General features: G+C 65.6%; 11 protein-coding genes and 1 pseudogene. 3 read left to right on the top strand and 9 right to left on the bottom strand.

The features are described 5' to 3' along the window. Positions 1-16: 16 nt before the first annotated feature. The 3 genes from P1K31_RS20670 to P1K31_RS20680 all read right to left on the bottom strand — a co-directional run bounded on the left by P1K31_RS20670 (position 17) and on the right by P1K31_RS20680 (position 3,472). On the bottom strand, positions 17-1,243 hold the full coding sequence (locus P1K31_RS20670) for a hydroxyacid-oxoacid transhydrogenase (RefSeq protein WP_276306234.1): 1,227 nt from the start codon (positions 1,241-1,243) through the stop codon (positions 17-19). Between the two features lie 76 nt (positions 1,244-1,319). Beyond that, positions 1,320-2,396 (bottom strand): cupin domain-containing protein, encoded by a 1,077-nt coding sequence (locus tag P1K31_RS20675; RefSeq protein ID WP_276306235.1) that lies wholly within the window; start codon positions 2,394-2,396, stop codon positions 1,320-1,322. A 5-nt stretch (positions 2,397-2,401) separates the two neighbouring features. Continuing rightward, on the bottom strand, positions 2,402-3,472 hold the full coding sequence (locus P1K31_RS20680; protein WP_276306236.1) for a zinc-dependent alcohol dehydrogenase: 1,071 nt from the start codon (positions 3,470-3,472) through the stop codon (positions 2,402-2,404). Positions 3,473-3,655: 183 nt separating this feature from the next. Between P1K31_RS20680 and P1K31_RS20685 the strand changes: the two are divergent. Further along, a pseudogene (locus P1K31_RS20685) lies at positions 3,656-4,452 on the top strand (SDR family oxidoreductase). A 50-nt stretch (positions 4,453-4,502) separates the two neighbouring features. On the opposite strand, the gene P1K31_RS20690 reads toward P1K31_RS20685, so the two are convergent. The 4 genes from P1K31_RS20690 to P1K31_RS20705 form a co-directional block, all read right to left on the bottom strand. Then, positions 4,503-5,915, bottom strand: coding sequence for a four-carbon acid sugar kinase family protein (locus P1K31_RS20690; RefSeq protein WP_276306237.1), 1,413 nt, complete (start codon positions 5,913-5,915; stop codon positions 4,503-4,505). Positions 5,916-5,934: 19 nt separating this feature from the next. Next, positions 5,935-7,218: a ribulose-bisphosphate carboxylase large subunit family protein gene (locus P1K31_RS20695; RefSeq protein ID WP_276306238.1), complete on the bottom strand. Its 1,284-nt coding sequence runs from the start codon at positions 7,216-7,218 to the stop codon at positions 5,935-5,937. 39 nt (positions 7,219-7,257) lie between these two features. Further along, positions 7,258-7,533: a hypothetical protein gene (locus P1K31_RS20700; protein WP_276306239.1), complete on the bottom strand. Its 276-nt coding sequence runs from the start codon at positions 7,531-7,533 to the stop codon at positions 7,258-7,260. 489 nt (positions 7,534-8,022) lie between these two features. Next, on the bottom strand, positions 8,023-8,238 hold the full coding sequence (locus P1K31_RS20705) for a hypothetical protein (protein ID WP_276306240.1): 216 nt from the start codon (positions 8,236-8,238) through the stop codon (positions 8,023-8,025). A gap of 205 nt (positions 8,239-8,443) precedes the next feature. On the opposite strand from P1K31_RS20705, the gene P1K31_RS20710 reads away from it, so the two are divergent. Further along, positions 8,444-9,325, top strand: a complete 882-nt coding sequence (locus P1K31_RS20710; protein ID WP_276306241.1) for an alpha/beta fold hydrolase — start codon at positions 8,444-8,446, stop codon at positions 9,323-9,325. A gap of 100 nt (positions 9,326-9,425) precedes the next feature. On the opposite strand, the gene P1K31_RS20715 is transcribed toward P1K31_RS20710, so the two are convergent. Next, a complete protein-coding gene (locus tag P1K31_RS20715) occupies positions 9,426-10,508 on the bottom strand; it encodes a cupin domain-containing protein (RefSeq protein WP_276306242.1) in 1,083 nt (360 codons plus the stop codon). Between the two features lie 132 nt (positions 10,509-10,640). Between P1K31_RS20715 and P1K31_RS20720 the strand changes: the two genes are divergently transcribed. Next, positions 10,641-11,738, top strand: coding sequence for a zinc-binding dehydrogenase (locus P1K31_RS20720; protein WP_276306243.1), 1,098 nt, complete (start codon positions 10,641-10,643; stop codon positions 11,736-11,738). Positions 11,739-11,915: 177 nt separating this feature from the next. Here P1K31_RS20720 and P1K31_RS20725 read toward each other — a convergent pair whose 3' ends face one another. After that, entirely contained in the window at positions 11,916-14,135 is a 2,220-nt protein-coding gene (locus P1K31_RS20725; protein ID WP_276306244.1) for an acetate--CoA ligase family protein, read from the bottom strand. Positions 14,136-14,361 lie beyond the last annotated feature (226 nt).

Raw genomic sequence — 14,361 nt, forward strand, 5'->3', positions numbered from 1 at the left:
CGTTCGACAGAGCCGGTCAGAGCGACCGCTCGATCATGTCTTCGACGGCCGACAGGGGGAGGGCTCTCGGATTGTTCGACGTCAAGCGCTCGAGCTGTATGGTTCGTTCGGCGAACGACCGGACGTCGTCGGCTGTGGCGCCGAAAGCCGAGAGGCCGTCCGGAAGTCCCAGCTCTGACCGCAGTTGCTCGACCGCGTCCGCCGCCTCCTTGCTTCCCGTCCCCGAACCGTTCTCGGCGTCGGCGAGCAGCGTCGCTATTCTGGCGTGTCGGTCCGGGCTCGCACCGGCGTTGTACCGCATCGACGCTGGCAACAATACCGCCACGGTCGCGCCGTGGGGACTGTGTAACCGGCCGCCAATCGCCATCGCCATCGCGTGATTGACTGTGACGCCCGCGTTCGTGTACGCGAGTCCGGCGAGGAAGCTCCCGAGGAGCATCCCGGATCGAGCCTCGAGGTCCTCGCCGTTCCCGACGGCCCGTCTGATGTTCCCGGAAACGAGTTTAATCGCCTGCTCGGCCAGCGAATCCGTCAACGGGGTGCGCCCGCCGTAATCGGGTCGACCCACGGAGTCGTCTGCGCGTGGCTTCTGGTCGTACCGTCGGACGGTGTGCGCCTCGATCGCCTGTGCGAGCGCGTCCATGCCCGACGAGGCCGTCTGTTCGGGCGGGAGCGTCACGGAAAGCGTCGGGTCGAGCACGGCGAGGTCGGGATACTGGTAACGACTCGAAATCCCGACCTTCGTCTCTCGGTCCGGAAGGGAGATGACCGTAACCGGCGACGTCTCGGCGCCGGTGCCGGCCGTCGTCGGTAGACAGACGACGGGGCGACCAGATCGAGGAACGGGCTTTCCCTCGCCCGTCGGCGGTGCCACGAACGCGAGCGGGTCCTCGTCGACCTCGAGGAGCGCGCCGGTCGTCTTGGCGACGTCCATCGCGCTTCCGCCCCCCACGCCGACGACGACGTCCGGCGAGTCTGCGCGTGCACGCTCGAGTGCGTCCCGGTAGACGTCGATGTCGGCTTCCGGCTCGACGTCGCCGTACACGCCGTATTCGATTCCATCCGGGAGTCGGTCAGTCAAATACGAGACGATGCCGGCGTCGACCACGCCCGCGTCCGAGACGAACAGCACGCTCGATGCGTCGAACGCCGACAGTTCGTCGCCGAGTTCGTTCGCTGCACCCACGCTGAACGATACCCGGTCGGCTGCATCGAACGTCCAGACTGTCTCCGGTTCGAACATAGCCCCCTTGTGGTCGATAACAACCTATCTCTTTCCCCCGAAGAAGCAGCCCGGTCCCGCTCCGATGTCGGTGCGACTACGGGTCGAGGATGTCGGCGTTCGGAGGGAGGGGGAGCCCTCGCTGTTTCCGCGCAGCCATCACACGTTCGTACTCCTCGATCTGTCCCGGTCGGTCCGCAACATCCAGGTTCGCGATGTCGAAGTCCCCCTCGATACCGCCTCGCGCTCCCCACGCCCCGATCCAGAGCGTCTCCGTGCCGACGTTTCCGATCCCGTGTGGGTTCCCGGTCGGGAAGAACGCGCAGTCGAACCGACGCAATCTCGCATCCCTGTACTCCGTGATCAAACGCGCTTTCCCCGCCATGACCCAGTATATCTCCTCGTGTGGCCCCTCGTTCTCGAAGTGCGTGTGGGTGCTCGCGTACATCCCGGGATCCAGTTTCATCACCGTGCTGTCCGAGAACCACTCCAGTTCTGGAAGCTCGGCGATCCACGCGAGTCGGTCGGCGTTGCATCCCACCTCCGGCGCTTTGGGACATAGTTTGGCCGCCGTGTTAGCGAACGACGTAACGACGGGTTCCGGTCGGTCCTCGTCTGGGTCCGCATCGTATTCACCATCGTACCCGGGTGATGTCGCGAGGTCGCGGTCGGATCGCGTCGCCATGATCCGGTCGAATTCGGCGTTCCCCTCCGGTCTCGCAGCGGGTTCGAGCGTGGACTCGTCTGTGATCTCGTCGCCGCCGACAGACGACCAGGCACCGATCCAGAGCGGCTCCGTACCGGTATACCCGATCTGATAGGCTGTATCGGGAGGGACCGAAACCAGGTGGAACCGTTCGATCGTCGCGTCCCAGTATTCTGTCCGGAGCACACCACGTCCAGAGAAGACTCGCAACGATCTCTCGAGCGCGCCTTCCACGTCCGGCTGATGTGACTGAAAGTCGGTGTATGCACCGGGATCGAGCCGGACGAGTTCCCCGCTGTCGAACCACTTCGAGGCCGGGAAGTCGTACTCCCACGTGGCGTGGCTGAAATTACAGCCCGCCGTCGACTCGTGGCGCGTACGTGGAATGCACTCGTCGAATCGCACGACGCTCGCCTTCGGTCGTTCCTCGACCGGTCGAAACGGGTCTGACTCTCGTTCGACATCCATCGTGCTCAGATCTCCCCCGGAACGAGCACTGCGTGAACGATGTCGGGATCGAATTGCTCGCCCGGTAATTGCCGGTGGATCGCCGTCTCCGCCTCGGCGATCGCAAAGGTGTGGGTGTTAATCCGCGCGACATCGTCGGCGTTCCGTTCGAGGACGTTCATCGCCTTTTCGACGTCGCCCGCCTGTCCACGCCCCCCGAGTAGCGTGATCTCGTCCCCGACGATATTGTCGAGTGGAATGCTCGCATCGGATCCGAGGAGTCCAACCTGCACGAGACGCCCGCGCGGTCTCACCACGTCGATGGCTAGGTGCACCGCGGCTTCTGCCGGAGCAGTCACCACGACGACGTCGAACCCGGATCCGCCCGCAATGTCGATCGCTCGCTCCGCGACATCGTCCTCGTCGGTGTAGAGCGTGTGTGTTGCGCCGACGGCCTCCCCGACTTCGAGGTTTTTCTCGTCCGCGGACAGCCCCATGACGACCAGCGGGTCGGCGCCTGCCTCCTTCGCGACGATCGTGGACGCCAACCCCTGCGCGCCGGGACCGACGATCGCGACGCTGTCACCGGGGGACACCTTCCCCTTTCGACTAATCCAGCGAACGCCGTTCCCGATCACGCTACTGAGACAGGCCGCCTTCGGCGAGATGTCGTCGCTGACGGCGTGGACTCGGGACTTCGGATGCAGGTACATGTACTCGCCGTAGCCGCCCCAGAGGCTCGGTTTGACATGTGTCGGGAGCGTGATCCCGTAGAGGCGACCCTCGGAACACATGTGGTAGTGGCCCTGGAGACAATCCCCGCAGTCATTACAGGGGAGGTACGGCTCGGGGGACACGCGATCGCCGACCCCGACACCCCATCGGTCCAGGGTTTCCGCCGCCCCGTCGACGATAGTGCCTGCGACCTCGTGTCCGAGTACCACGGGGAGGACGCCCATATTCGACGTTCCCTTATACAGGCTCAGGTCGGTCCCACAGACCGACGCCGCTTCCACTTCGAGAATCGCCCCTTCGTCAGCGACGTCGGGCACGGGGAACGCTACCTGCTCGAGACGACCGGGTTCGGATAGTACCATCGAGGTTGACTCCACGCTAACTCACTCCTCGGTGTATGTTATGTCGTACCATAAATGGAGGGGTCAAACGGAGCGTTCGCACCATCGCCGTCCTCGGGTGTCGGATCAGGTTCGCACCGTCGGCTTACGAACGTTCGAGGCGTAATCGTTAACAGGGTGCACACTAAGGGCACAGGTGGTACAATGACCGACTGGTTAGCTAGCGACGTAGCGGTAGTCACCGGTGGTGCAAGTGGGAATGGACGAGAGATCAGCTGTACACTCGCCGAGTACGGCGCCGACGTGGTCGTCGCCGACCTCCGGATGGAGCCCCGGGAGGGCGGTCAGCCGACGACCGAGCTCATCGAATCCGAGTACGGTCAGCGCGCAGAGTTCGTCGAGTGCGACGTCACGGATTCTGAGGACCTCCAACGCACCTTCGACGCGGCCGAGACACTCGGCGGCGTCTCGATCCTCGTCAACAACGCCGGCATCACCGAGAACCGCGACTTCCTGACGAAACCGAGGCTGACTTCGACCGCATCATCGACATCAACGTCAAAGCACCGTTCTTCGCGTCGCAGCTCGCTGCCGAACGCATGATCGACGCGGACCACGACGGACGCATCGTCAACATCGCGAGCATCTCGGGTATTGCCGGACGCGGGAACGGTGTCGTCTACAGCGCCTCCAAGGGAGCATTGCGACTGATGACGTACGCGCTGTCGGCCTCGCTCGGCCCGCGGGGCATCCGTGTGAACGATGTCTCCCCCGGCGTCATCGAGACCAGCATGACTCGCAACGACCTCGAAATGTTCGACTCGGGCGCAGCCGAGGAGTACGCGACCACCACACCGATTGGACGCGTCGGCACGCCGAACGACGTTGCGAACGCTGTTCTCTACCTCGTCAGTCCCCTCGCGGGATTTGTCAACGGTGAAACCCTCGTCGTCGACGGTGGCGCGACGAACTCCTGGGGTGGCATCGCCGGCGAGGACTAAGCCATCTGACCGGCGTAATCGAACGACGAGCCCGATCCGACGCGGGATGATCACTCTCCAGCGACGCCGCCCTCGCGCACGACACCGAAGTAATCCGCGGCTTCGTGCCTCGTCCCGATCTGCCCACCCTTGAGCGCGATCTCGAGGCCGTCGAACGCGGGGTCGTCGGCGTGAGCCCGGCAGAGAGGGGCACCCGGGCCAACGGGTGCGATCGCTTCGAGCGCGCGGATGCCGAGTCGCGGAATCGCGTGACTGCTCGTGTCGCCGCCGGCGACGCACGCCCGACGCAACCTCGTCCGCTCCAGGACCTCGCGGAGGATCTCGCCCTGCTCTCGACCGAGGCGAGTTTCGAGCGCTCCGCCGATACCGAGCGACCGGAACCGCCGTCTGGTGGCCTTGAGCGCGGGATCGTCCGAACCGCGAGCCGAGTAGAGGACGACGCTATCGCCCGCAACGAGCGCGTCGGTCGCCACCTCGACTGCGGATTCGCGGGCCGTGGCGGCCGCGTTGGGATCGACGAGCGCTTCGGTGTCGAGCCGGATGTCCCGGAACCCGTTCTCGCTCGCCCAATCGATCTGTGCGGCGGTCATCCCCGACGCGCTCCCTGCCACGACGAGCAGTTCGTCGACGGACTCGCGCTTCCGGTATAGTCGCTCCTCGCGGTCGATTCGGCCATGTTCAGCCCACGTGTGAACGAGCGCGTGATGTTCCAGACCGGACGAACCGACCACGAACAGTGGATCCGAGATCGCGATCGCACGGTCCCAGAGGAGTCGCCCGATCGTCTCCAAATGATCGGTGTGGAGCGCGTCCAAGACGACGATCTCGGAAGCGGCGCTCGCGTCCGAGAGCGCCGAGTCCGCTGCCACAGCAGGTTCTAGGTCCGTCACGTGGACGTGACCGACGTCGCGCTCGGTCTGCTCGCCGAGGTGCCGGCGGAGGTCACCCTCCCGCATCGGCGTGACCGGATGGTCGCGCATCGTCGGATGACGGTCGATCCGGTACGTCTCGCCGTCCTGAACGGCGAAGAGGTTCGAGAAGGCGACGTAGCGACCGTGCGGTACCTCGGTCCCCTGCGAGACCGGGACGACCGGGGAGTCGAACATCTCTTGACCGATGTCGATTGCGCGACCGATACTCCCGACATCGGGCGCGGAATCGAACGTCGAACAAACCTTGTAGTGGACGATCGGCACGTCGAAGGCGGAAAGCGCCTCGAACGCCGGTCGTAGTTCCTCGGTCATCTCACCCGGCGTCATCGACCTGCTCGCACCGGCGATTCCGAGCGCGTCCAGGTCGTCGAACCGGTCGAGGTCGGCTCGCGTCGGTGGATCGAGGAAGAGCACCGCACGAACGCCGTTGGCGGCGAGCCCCTCCAGTGCGTCCGTCGACCCCGTGAAGTCATCCCCGTAGAACGCCAAGAGGAGATCGTCGTCGGTCGGCCGGTTCGTTTCTTCGGTCATAGCTTCGGCTCGTGTTGTCTCATCGTTTCCCGTAGAACGCCAGTGCAGTTCCGAGTTCCTCGTGGTCCTCCGCGTACTCCTCCAGCGGGATTCCTCTTACTGCGGCCTCCCAGCCTTGTTTGAGGTGGGCGACGCCCGCTCCCGGACCATCCGGATGACCGAGTATCCCGCCCCCCGCGAGGTACAGCAGGTCGCAGTTCCCGAGCGCCTCGTAAGTGTCCGGCGCCTGGTCGGCCCACTGGCCGGAGGAGAACACCGGCATCGCGACATCGTCCGTAGCGGCGATCGGGCGCTGGACGGCCTTCGCCGATCGGATCACGGACTCGTCGGACTCAGTGAACTTGTTCCGGAGCCCGCTCACGTGGAGGTGGTCGATTCCGGCGAGCCGCCAAAACTTCTGCCACACTTCGTAATTGAACCCTAACTGCGGGCAGCGCGACAGGGCACCCCAGCCGTTTCGATGCCCGTGGATCGGCAGGTCGGCTTCGGCCCGGAGCGTCTGCACCGCGGCGAGGCCGACGCTGTGGAGGCTGACCATCACGCAGTTTCCGCCGGCATCCTTCACGGCGTCGTGGCGTTCCAGCATCTCGTCGACGGTTCCCGTGATGTTGCAGGCGTACATGACCCGGCTGCCGGTTGCCGCCTCGTGCCGGTCGATGACTTCCATCACTGCCACGACGCGCTCGTGGACCGGCGAGTACGGCGGATCAGCGATCAGCTCGTCGTCCTTGACGAAATCCACGCCGGCCTCGACGACCGCTTCTACGACGTCTGCGGTTTCCGCCGGAGTGAGGCCGACGTTCGGTTTGACGATCGTCCCGATCAATGGGCGGTCGTGGACACCGACGAGGTCGCGCGTCCCCTCGACGCTGAACTGGGGTCCAGGGTTCGCCGCCGCAAACGCTTCGGGGAGCGCGATATCGACGAGCCTGATGCCCGAGAGCGGCCATAACTCGTAGAGGTTCCCGGCGACCGTCGTCAGCAGGTTCGGGAGCGACGTCCCGGTGTTCTCGATCGGGTACGATATCTCGACGTCCGCACGCGTGTACGGCGAGTCGGCACCCTCGGAGGGTGACGACGCTCCAGGGAGAGACGGTTCCGCGACCGTCTCCTGCTCCGTAATCGATTCGACGCGGGCCGCGTGTCGCTCGCGGAGGGCGTCCGTCTCGCCGGGAACGTCGACGAACGTCCCCGAGGACTGCTCGCCCGCCATCAGCTCGGCGACCTTCGTGACATCCTCGGCGGTCTCGACGCGGTACGTCGCCGTCGTTCGAGCGGTATCGTGCGTCGTTCGGTCCGTCATTTGGTAGTGTGACCGGTTGCGTTCATTGCTGTCTCGTGGTTATTCCGCGTTTTGGACCGTCTCTACGAAGTCCCGTGGCGTGTCACCCGGTTCGACGCACAGGCTCGCGGCGCGTTCGTTGGCGTGACTCGGGACGCCGTCCCCCCACGCTGACAATGCGTCGCTGACGTGCGCGTCGTTGAAGACGACCCCTGTCACTCCCTGCCGGGCGGTCGGCCACCCGGAGGAGATACCGCCGTGGCTGCCCGCGGTCACCGCGGTACCGGTCGCATCGGGTTTCGTGCTACTGTCGACGGTACGTCTGTCTCCCGGCATCCTTCCCCTCAGTGCGTGGGGAGCAGCCTAAAACGTTCCCCCGGTCTCGACCGCCACGGTCGACGGACGCGGGACCGTTTGTTTTGGTGGTCCCCCGGAGCCGAGATCGTCACGACCCGTAATCGTAATATGTGTTCGTACCGACCGCTCGGACGCTGTCGACGCCGGTTCCGGTCAGCCGATTCGGTTCTGGGTTCTGTTCGGCTTCGAACGTCTCGTGCGGGAAGGACCGTTAACAGGGTACACGCTGAATGCGTAGGTGGGACAACGGCCGACTACTTAGCACGTACCGGTGTCGTCGTCGACAGCGACGCCACGGACACGTAGCGAATCGAATCTCTAGTGCCACGACGATCCACGACTCCCTCCTCCACACGGTCACGGCGCTCTCGGAGCGGTTCGAAGCTCTGATCGCGGACTACCTCGCGGACGGGTGGTACCACGCCGTCGACGAGAGCGCCCCTGACGACGTGCTCACGGCGGGTGAGTTCACGCCGGGCGCACCAGCAGATCTATACACAGCTCTCGCTCGCCGAACGCGGCGGGGTCGACGTAATCTTGGACACGTACTCGAGTACGTCGCCCGCGGTCGATATCGCCCGCCGTAACGACGACGTGAACGCGCACGACCGCCTCGTGACTGGCGCGATCGAGGACGTGATCGACGTCGACGTCGTCGTGCTCGCCCAAGCATGGCTGAGCCATCTCGAACCGTCGCTCGCCGACCGGGTGAGCGCCCCGGTGCTCTCGGGACTGACCTCGCGGTTGAACGCGTCGCAGAACTTCTACTTTAGAATATCCAATCGTGACGGGTCGAGGCGCGGACAGAGAGGACGGGAGGACGCCGTTCCGAAGAGACGCCATCAGCCAGGGTACAGTTATACGGACCTGGGGCCTGTACTCGAAGGTGATGACGTCATGGAACCACGAGTATGCCCGGGTAAACGGCGTCGAACTGCACTACGTTCGAGAGGGCTCGGGCTTCCCGCTATTTCTCGTTCACGGGTGGCCCGAGTACTGGCGGACGTGGCGGAAGAACGTCCCCGTCCTCGCCGAATCGTTCGAGGTGATCGTCCCGGACCTTCGGGGGTTCGGGGACTCGGAGAAGCCCGACGTTCCCGCCGTGAAGGGATACGGCGTCGACGCACACGTCGCTGACCTAACAGCACTCGCAGCCGAACTGGACATCGACGAATTCGGGTACGTAAGCCACGACCTCGGCGCGTACGTCGGGCAGACGATCGCGCGCGAACGCCCAGGGTCACTCCGCGGCTTGTTTTTCTTCGATACCCCGTATCCGGGGATCGGCAAACGGTGGCGCGACCCCGATCACATCGGCGAGATCTGGTACCAGTCGTTCAACCAGCAGCCCTGGGCCGCGGACCTCGTCGGTTCCAGTCGAGTGGCCTGTGAGACGTACATCGGCCACTTTCTCGATCACTGGTCGGGCGACCCATCGGAGTTCGATGCTGACGACCGGGAATCCTGGATCGACACGTACCTCAAACCTGGAAACCTGCAGGGCGGGTTCAACTGGTACGTAGCCGCGGACGAGGATCGAAAGCGACTGATGCGCGACGGCGCACCCTCGATGGACCCGATCGAGGTCCCGACGCGCATCCTCTGGGGGGAACTCGACCCGATCGTTGACTCCGAGTGGAGCGACCGACTGGACGAGTACTTCGCGGACTATCGCCTCGATACCGTCCCGGACGCCGGGCACTTCGTCCACCACGAGAAACCCGACCTGGCCAACGACGAGATCGAGTCGTTCTTCGCGGGGCTCGACTGACCGACGCTCTGTCCGCTCTCGCCGCGAACCCCTCGCATCCGGGTCTCGACGCCCGGAGTCGCCTTCAGAAGTCGAGGCGCGTGTAGCGAACGGGGACGGTTCACTGCAGGTCGACCGATACCCAAGGCGGGAGCGAGAGTCCTCGCTTCTTTCGCGCGGCCAGCACTCGCTCGTACTCTGCCACCTGCCCCGGCCGCTCCGAGACCTCGAGGTCCTCGAGCGTGAACTCCCCCTTTCGCCCGCCTCGAGCGCCCCACGCCACGATCCAGAGGGTATCGGTCCCGACGTTCCCGACTCCGTGTGGGTTTCCGGTCGGGAAGAACGCGCAGTCGAACGTTTCGAGCGTGGTATCCCGGTACTCCGTGAGGAGACGCGCCCTGCCGTCGACGACCCAGTAGATCTCCTCGTGCGGCCCCTCGTTCTCGAAGTGCGTGTGGAGGCTCGTGTACGCGCCGGGGTCCAGTCGCATGACGACGCTGTCGGAGAACCAGGTCACGTCGGAGACCGTCGTGACCCAGTCGGGTCGATCTGCGTTACAGCCGACCTCGGGTGCCTCGTGGAACACCTTCGGCATCGATTCCGCAAAGCGAGTGACGGCCGGCTCCGGTCGGTCCTGGTCCGGGTCGTCCCCGTACTCGTCCGAGTACCCGGGGGCGGTGGCGAGTCCCGCCGCGGCTCGCGCAGCCATGATCCGCTCGTACTCTTCCCGTGCACCCGTTTGCGCGGACGGTTCTCGCATCGATTCCTCGCCCAGTTCGGTATCGCCGGCCGACGTCCACGCTGTGATCCAGAGCGAGTCGGTCCCGACGTTCCCGAACTGGTAGGCGGCACCCGTCGGGACGGTGACGAGGTCGAACCGTTCGAGCGGAACGTCCCGCCGCTCGGTTCGGAGGACGCCGCGCCCCGAGACGACGCGGACGCACATCTCGAGGGGTCCCTCTACGTCCGCTCGATGTGACTGGAAGTCGGTGTACTCGCCCGGTTCGAGCCGCCGCAACTGCCCTCGGTCGAACCACTTCGAGGCCGGGAAGTCATACTCCCAGACCAGGTGATCGAAGTTACAACCGGTGTTCGATGCGTGCCGCGTTCGTGGTTTGACGTCACCGAATCGAACGACGCTGGCGTCCGGCCGTTCCTCGGGTGACCTGAAGGGATCACCATCATACGTTATCTCGACGACCATTGGAACGGATTGTGGCTACCCATCGCATTAAGCATTCGCGTGCCCGGTGGCGCGATCAGCGAGCGTGTTTCGTTGACAGGCCAGCCCCGGCGAGGGAAAAGAGTAATCGCCCCCCGCGACACACGTTGTACCATGACACCGAAGGAAACGGGTACGGTCGCGTATCTCGCGGAACCTGGTCGCGTGGAGTTCAGGGAGTACCCCGTTCCGGACCCGGCGCCAGGCGAGGTCGTGACGACCGTCGAGCGGGCGAACGTGTGTGGGTCGGAGTTGCATATCTGGCGCGGGAACCACCCCGAGGTCAAGGAGGGCTCGCTCGGTCACGAGGCGCTGTGTCGCGTCGACGCACTCGGGGAAGGCGTGGAGACGGACTACGCGGGCGAACCCGTCGAGGAGGGGGACCTGGTCGCACCGGTGTACTACCTCACGTGCCGGCGATGTTCGGCCTGCCAGAACGGCCAGTTCCACCTGTGCGAGAACGTCTACGAGTACTGGTCGCGGTCCCCTGAGGAACCACCGCACTTCCACGGCACGTTCGGGACGCACTACGTCGTTCACCGGGACCAGTACTTTTATAAGGTCCCCGACGGAATCGACCCAGGCATCGCCGCGGGTGCGAATTGCGCGCTCTCACAGGTGATATTCGGCCTCGACTCGACCGGTGTCGAGTACGGGGACACGGTCGTGATCCAGGGTGGTGGCGGGCTGGGACTGAACGCGATCGCGTACGCGAACGAGTGTGGTGCAGAGACGATCCTCATCGAGGGCGTAGACGGCCGCATCGAGCGGGGTCGCGAGTTCGGCGTCGACCACGTGATCGACTTCCGTGAGTACGACTCGGTGGAGGCGCGCGCGAAACGCGTCCGGGCGCTCACCGACGGTGTTAGCGCGGACGTCGGCGTCGAGGTCGCGGGCGCACCCGAGGCGTTCGCAGAGGGGATCCACCTCCTCCGCGACGGCGGCCGGTACCTGGAGATGGGGAACGTCACTCCCGGGGCGACGACCGAGTTCGACCCCGGGCTTCTGACGCGGAAGTCCATCGACGTCACCTCGGTGGTCCGGTACGATCCGTGGTACCTCCACCGGGCGCTCGAGTTCCTCGAAGCACAGAGCGACGTCTATCCCTACGAGAACCTAATTGACGCGGAGTTCGACCTCCGCGACGTCGACGATGCCCTCCGGCAGTCCGACGCTCGCGAGGTCACGCGGGCGACGTTGTTCCCGAACTGAATCGCGGCGTCTCCTTTCTCCCGAACTGCGCCACGCCGTCTCCGTCGCTCGGGTCTTTGGCCTTCCCGTACCCACTGCACCATCGCCGATCGACTCTCAACAGCGCGACGGGAGCGTGATCCCCTGTTTCTCCTCACGTTCCATTCCTGTACGGAAAGGGCGATTGGGTCGACCCGTTCAGGTCGTCCGAACGAGCGTATCCACGACGGAAACGCCGTCTTCGTGGACGACAACCGGATTCAGGTCGAGTTCGGCGACGCCCGCGACCTCGGTGCACAGTTGACCGACGTTCCGGACGAGTTCGGCGAGTTCGTCGATGTCGTGCGGCGGACTACCGCGGTACCCGGCGAGTTGCTCGCCAAGGGTCGTTGCGTCGATGGCGTCTAGCGCGCCGCGCTTTGAGAGCGGGGCGACGCGAACCGCGACGTCGCCGTGAAGTTCGACGGCGACGCCGCCCGACCCGACCGTCACGACCGGCCCGAACGCGTCGTCGCGCGTGACTCCGACGAGCGCCTCGACGCCCGCGCCGGCGTGGGGCTGCACAAGCACGCCCTCAAGCCGCGCGTCGGGCGCGTATTCCAGTGCGTTCGTCACGACCTCGTCGTACGCCTCGCGGACCGCGGTGACGTCCTCGAGTCCGGTCCGGACCGCGTCCGCGTCGGTGCGGTGGGGGACGTCCGGCGAGTCGACCTTGAGGACGACGGGGAAGCCGAAGTCGGTCGCAGCGTCGACGGCCTCGCTCGGATCGGCCGTGAGCACGGTCGGATGCACGTCCATGCCGTACGACGCCAGGAGCGCGGACGCCCGATTCCACGAGAGCACGTCGTTCGACGGGAGGGCCCCGCTATCCCCGCCACCGTCGATCTCGGCGTCGGTGTCTGCGTCGGTCCCGGTGTCGACTTCTCGTTCGAGTGTTGCGCGCGAGGGTCGGTCGGCGAGTCGGTGGCGGAACGCTCCGGCGTCGACGAGGGAGGCGACGGCGTCCATGCAACGGCCCGGGTCGTAGTAAAGCGGCGTGCGCCGACGCACGCGTTCGTACGGCTGGACGCCGTCGGGGTCGATCGGTTTCTTCCGTCCCGTCCACAGGAAGAACACGGGGTCGGATGCGACCTCGGCGACCGCGAGCACCGAGTCCGCGATGCGTTCGGCGTCGTCGCCGACAACGGGGAGGCCGATCGCGAACACGTACGCGTCGAAGGCGTCGTCTGCGAACAGCACCTCGGCGATCGCAGGAAGGACGTCGGCACCCTGCCCGCGGATGTCGGCCGGATTGTGAAGTTCACCGAACGTCAGCAGATCGTCCATGTCGAGCAGCGCGCGTTCGGTCTCGTCCTCGATCGCGGGGAGGTCGAGTCCCCGATCGGCGGCCATGTCCGCGAGCAGGCTCCCCATGCCGCCGCTCGTCGACGCGATGCACACCCGGTCGGACGCGGGCGGATCGAACGCGGCGTGCGCCCTCGCTCGGCCGAGCAAGTCGGGGATGTCCGGGACGCGTTCGACGCCGACCTGCGCCAACGCCCCGTTCCAGACATTGTCGCTCCCGGTCACCGAACCCGTGTGTGAGCGGATCGCGGTCTCGGCGACCGACGACTTGCCGACCTTCACGGTCAGGACGGGCGTCCCGTTCCGGACGACCTCGTCGGCGACGCGGACGAATCGGCGCGGGTCGTCGAGCCCCTCGACGTACGTGCAGACGACATCTACCGCGTCCCGCGCGCCGAGGTACTCGACGACGTCGGTCACGGAGAGCGCCGCTTCGTTCCCCGTCGAGACGACGTGCGAGAAGCCGACGTCCTCGTCGGCTGCGCGTTCGAAGAACGTCGTGAAGGCGAGCGCACCGGATTGGCTCACGAGTCCGATCGACCCCGGCTCGGGCTGGCGTGAACACGTGCTCGTCAACACTGTTCCGTCGATGACGTTCGCCAGTCCGATACAGTTCGGTCCGACGATCCGCATGTCGTACGTCGCGGCCACCTCCACGAGTTCGGCCTGGAGGCGTCGTCCCTCCTCGTCGGCTTCTGCGAACCCGGCGGTGATGACGAGCGCGGCGGGAACACCGCGTTCGCCCGCCGCACGGACGACGTCCGTGACGGCGCCCCGAGGGACGCAGACGACGACCAGGTCGACGGGCTCCGGAAGCGTGGAAACGTCGTCGTAACACCGCCTGCCCCAGGCTTCGTCCCGCCCCGGATTGACGAGGTAGACGTCCCCTTCGAACCCGTACTCAAGGAGGTTGTCCACGAGCTTCCCGGAGTACCAGTTCTCCGGACTGGCTCCGACGACGGCGACGGAATCGGGCGAGAAGAGTGCGTCAAGCGGCGAGCGATCGGCGGTCATCGCCACCACCGTCGGCCGCCCGGTGTAGACCGCCGTCGAGGGGCGACCACGGGAACCCATCTCGAGAGTGGGACTAGCGTCCGAAACGTTTCGACGACGACGGAGGAACCGTTGGCACCTCGCTCGGCATGAGAACACGTACTGGTCGACATACGCCGTACGTTGGCGGCCGGCCATGTAAAACTACGGCGCGTCTGCAGGTCGCGGTCGAGCCCCCACCACGGTGCGAAACCGGGTCGACGCCACGGTAAGAGTTAAGAGGGGCGATACAGATATTCGTACTGTT

Origin of the sequence: Halomarina halobia, assembly GCF_029338575.1 — an archaeon.
In the GTDB taxonomy this organism is placed as follows: Archaea; Halobacteriota; Halobacteria; order Halobacteriales; family Haloarculaceae; genus Halomarina; species Halomarina halobia.

Bases quoted from the DNA above. Each gene is read 5' to 3' on its own strand.
- P1K31_RS20720 (WP_276306243.1), top strand. From the start codon at position 10,641: ATGACACCGAAGGAAACGGGTACGGTCGCGTATCTCGCGGAACCTGGT.
- P1K31_RS20690 (WP_276306237.1), bottom strand. From the start codon at position 5,915: ATGACCGAAGAAACGAACCGGCCGACCGACGACGATCTCCTCTTGGCG.
- P1K31_RS20700 (WP_276306239.1), bottom strand. From the start codon at position 7,533: ATGCCGGGAGACAGACGTACCGTCGACAGTAGCACGAAACCCGATGCG.
- P1K31_RS20725 (WP_276306244.1), bottom strand. From the start codon at position 14,135: ATGGGTTCCCGTGGTCGCCCCTCGACGGCGGTCTACACCGGGCGGCCG.
- P1K31_RS20670 (WP_276306234.1), bottom strand. From the start codon at position 1,243: ATGTTCGAACCGGAGACAGTCTGGACGTTCGATGCAGCCGACCGGGTA.
- P1K31_RS20715 (WP_276306242.1), bottom strand. From the start codon at position 10,508: ATGGTCGTCGAGATAACGTATGATGGTGATCCCTTCAGGTCACCCGAG.
- P1K31_RS20705 (WP_276306240.1), bottom strand. From the start codon at position 8,238: ATGGCTCAGCCATGCTTGGGCGAGCACGACGACGTCGACGTCGATCAC.
- P1K31_RS20680 (WP_276306236.1), bottom strand. From the start codon at position 3,472: ATGGTACTATCCGAACCCGGTCGTCTCGAGCAGGTAGCGTTCCCCGTG.
- P1K31_RS20675 (WP_276306235.1), bottom strand. From the start codon at position 2,396: ATGGATGTCGAACGAGAGTCAGACCCGTTTCGACCGGTCGAGGAACGA.
- P1K31_RS20695 (WP_276306238.1), bottom strand. From the start codon at position 7,218: ATGACGGACCGAACGACGCACGATACCGCTCGAACGACGGCGACGTAC.
- P1K31_RS20710 (WP_276306241.1), top strand. From the start codon at position 8,444: ATGACGTCATGGAACCACGAGTATGCCCGGGTAAACGGCGTCGAACTG.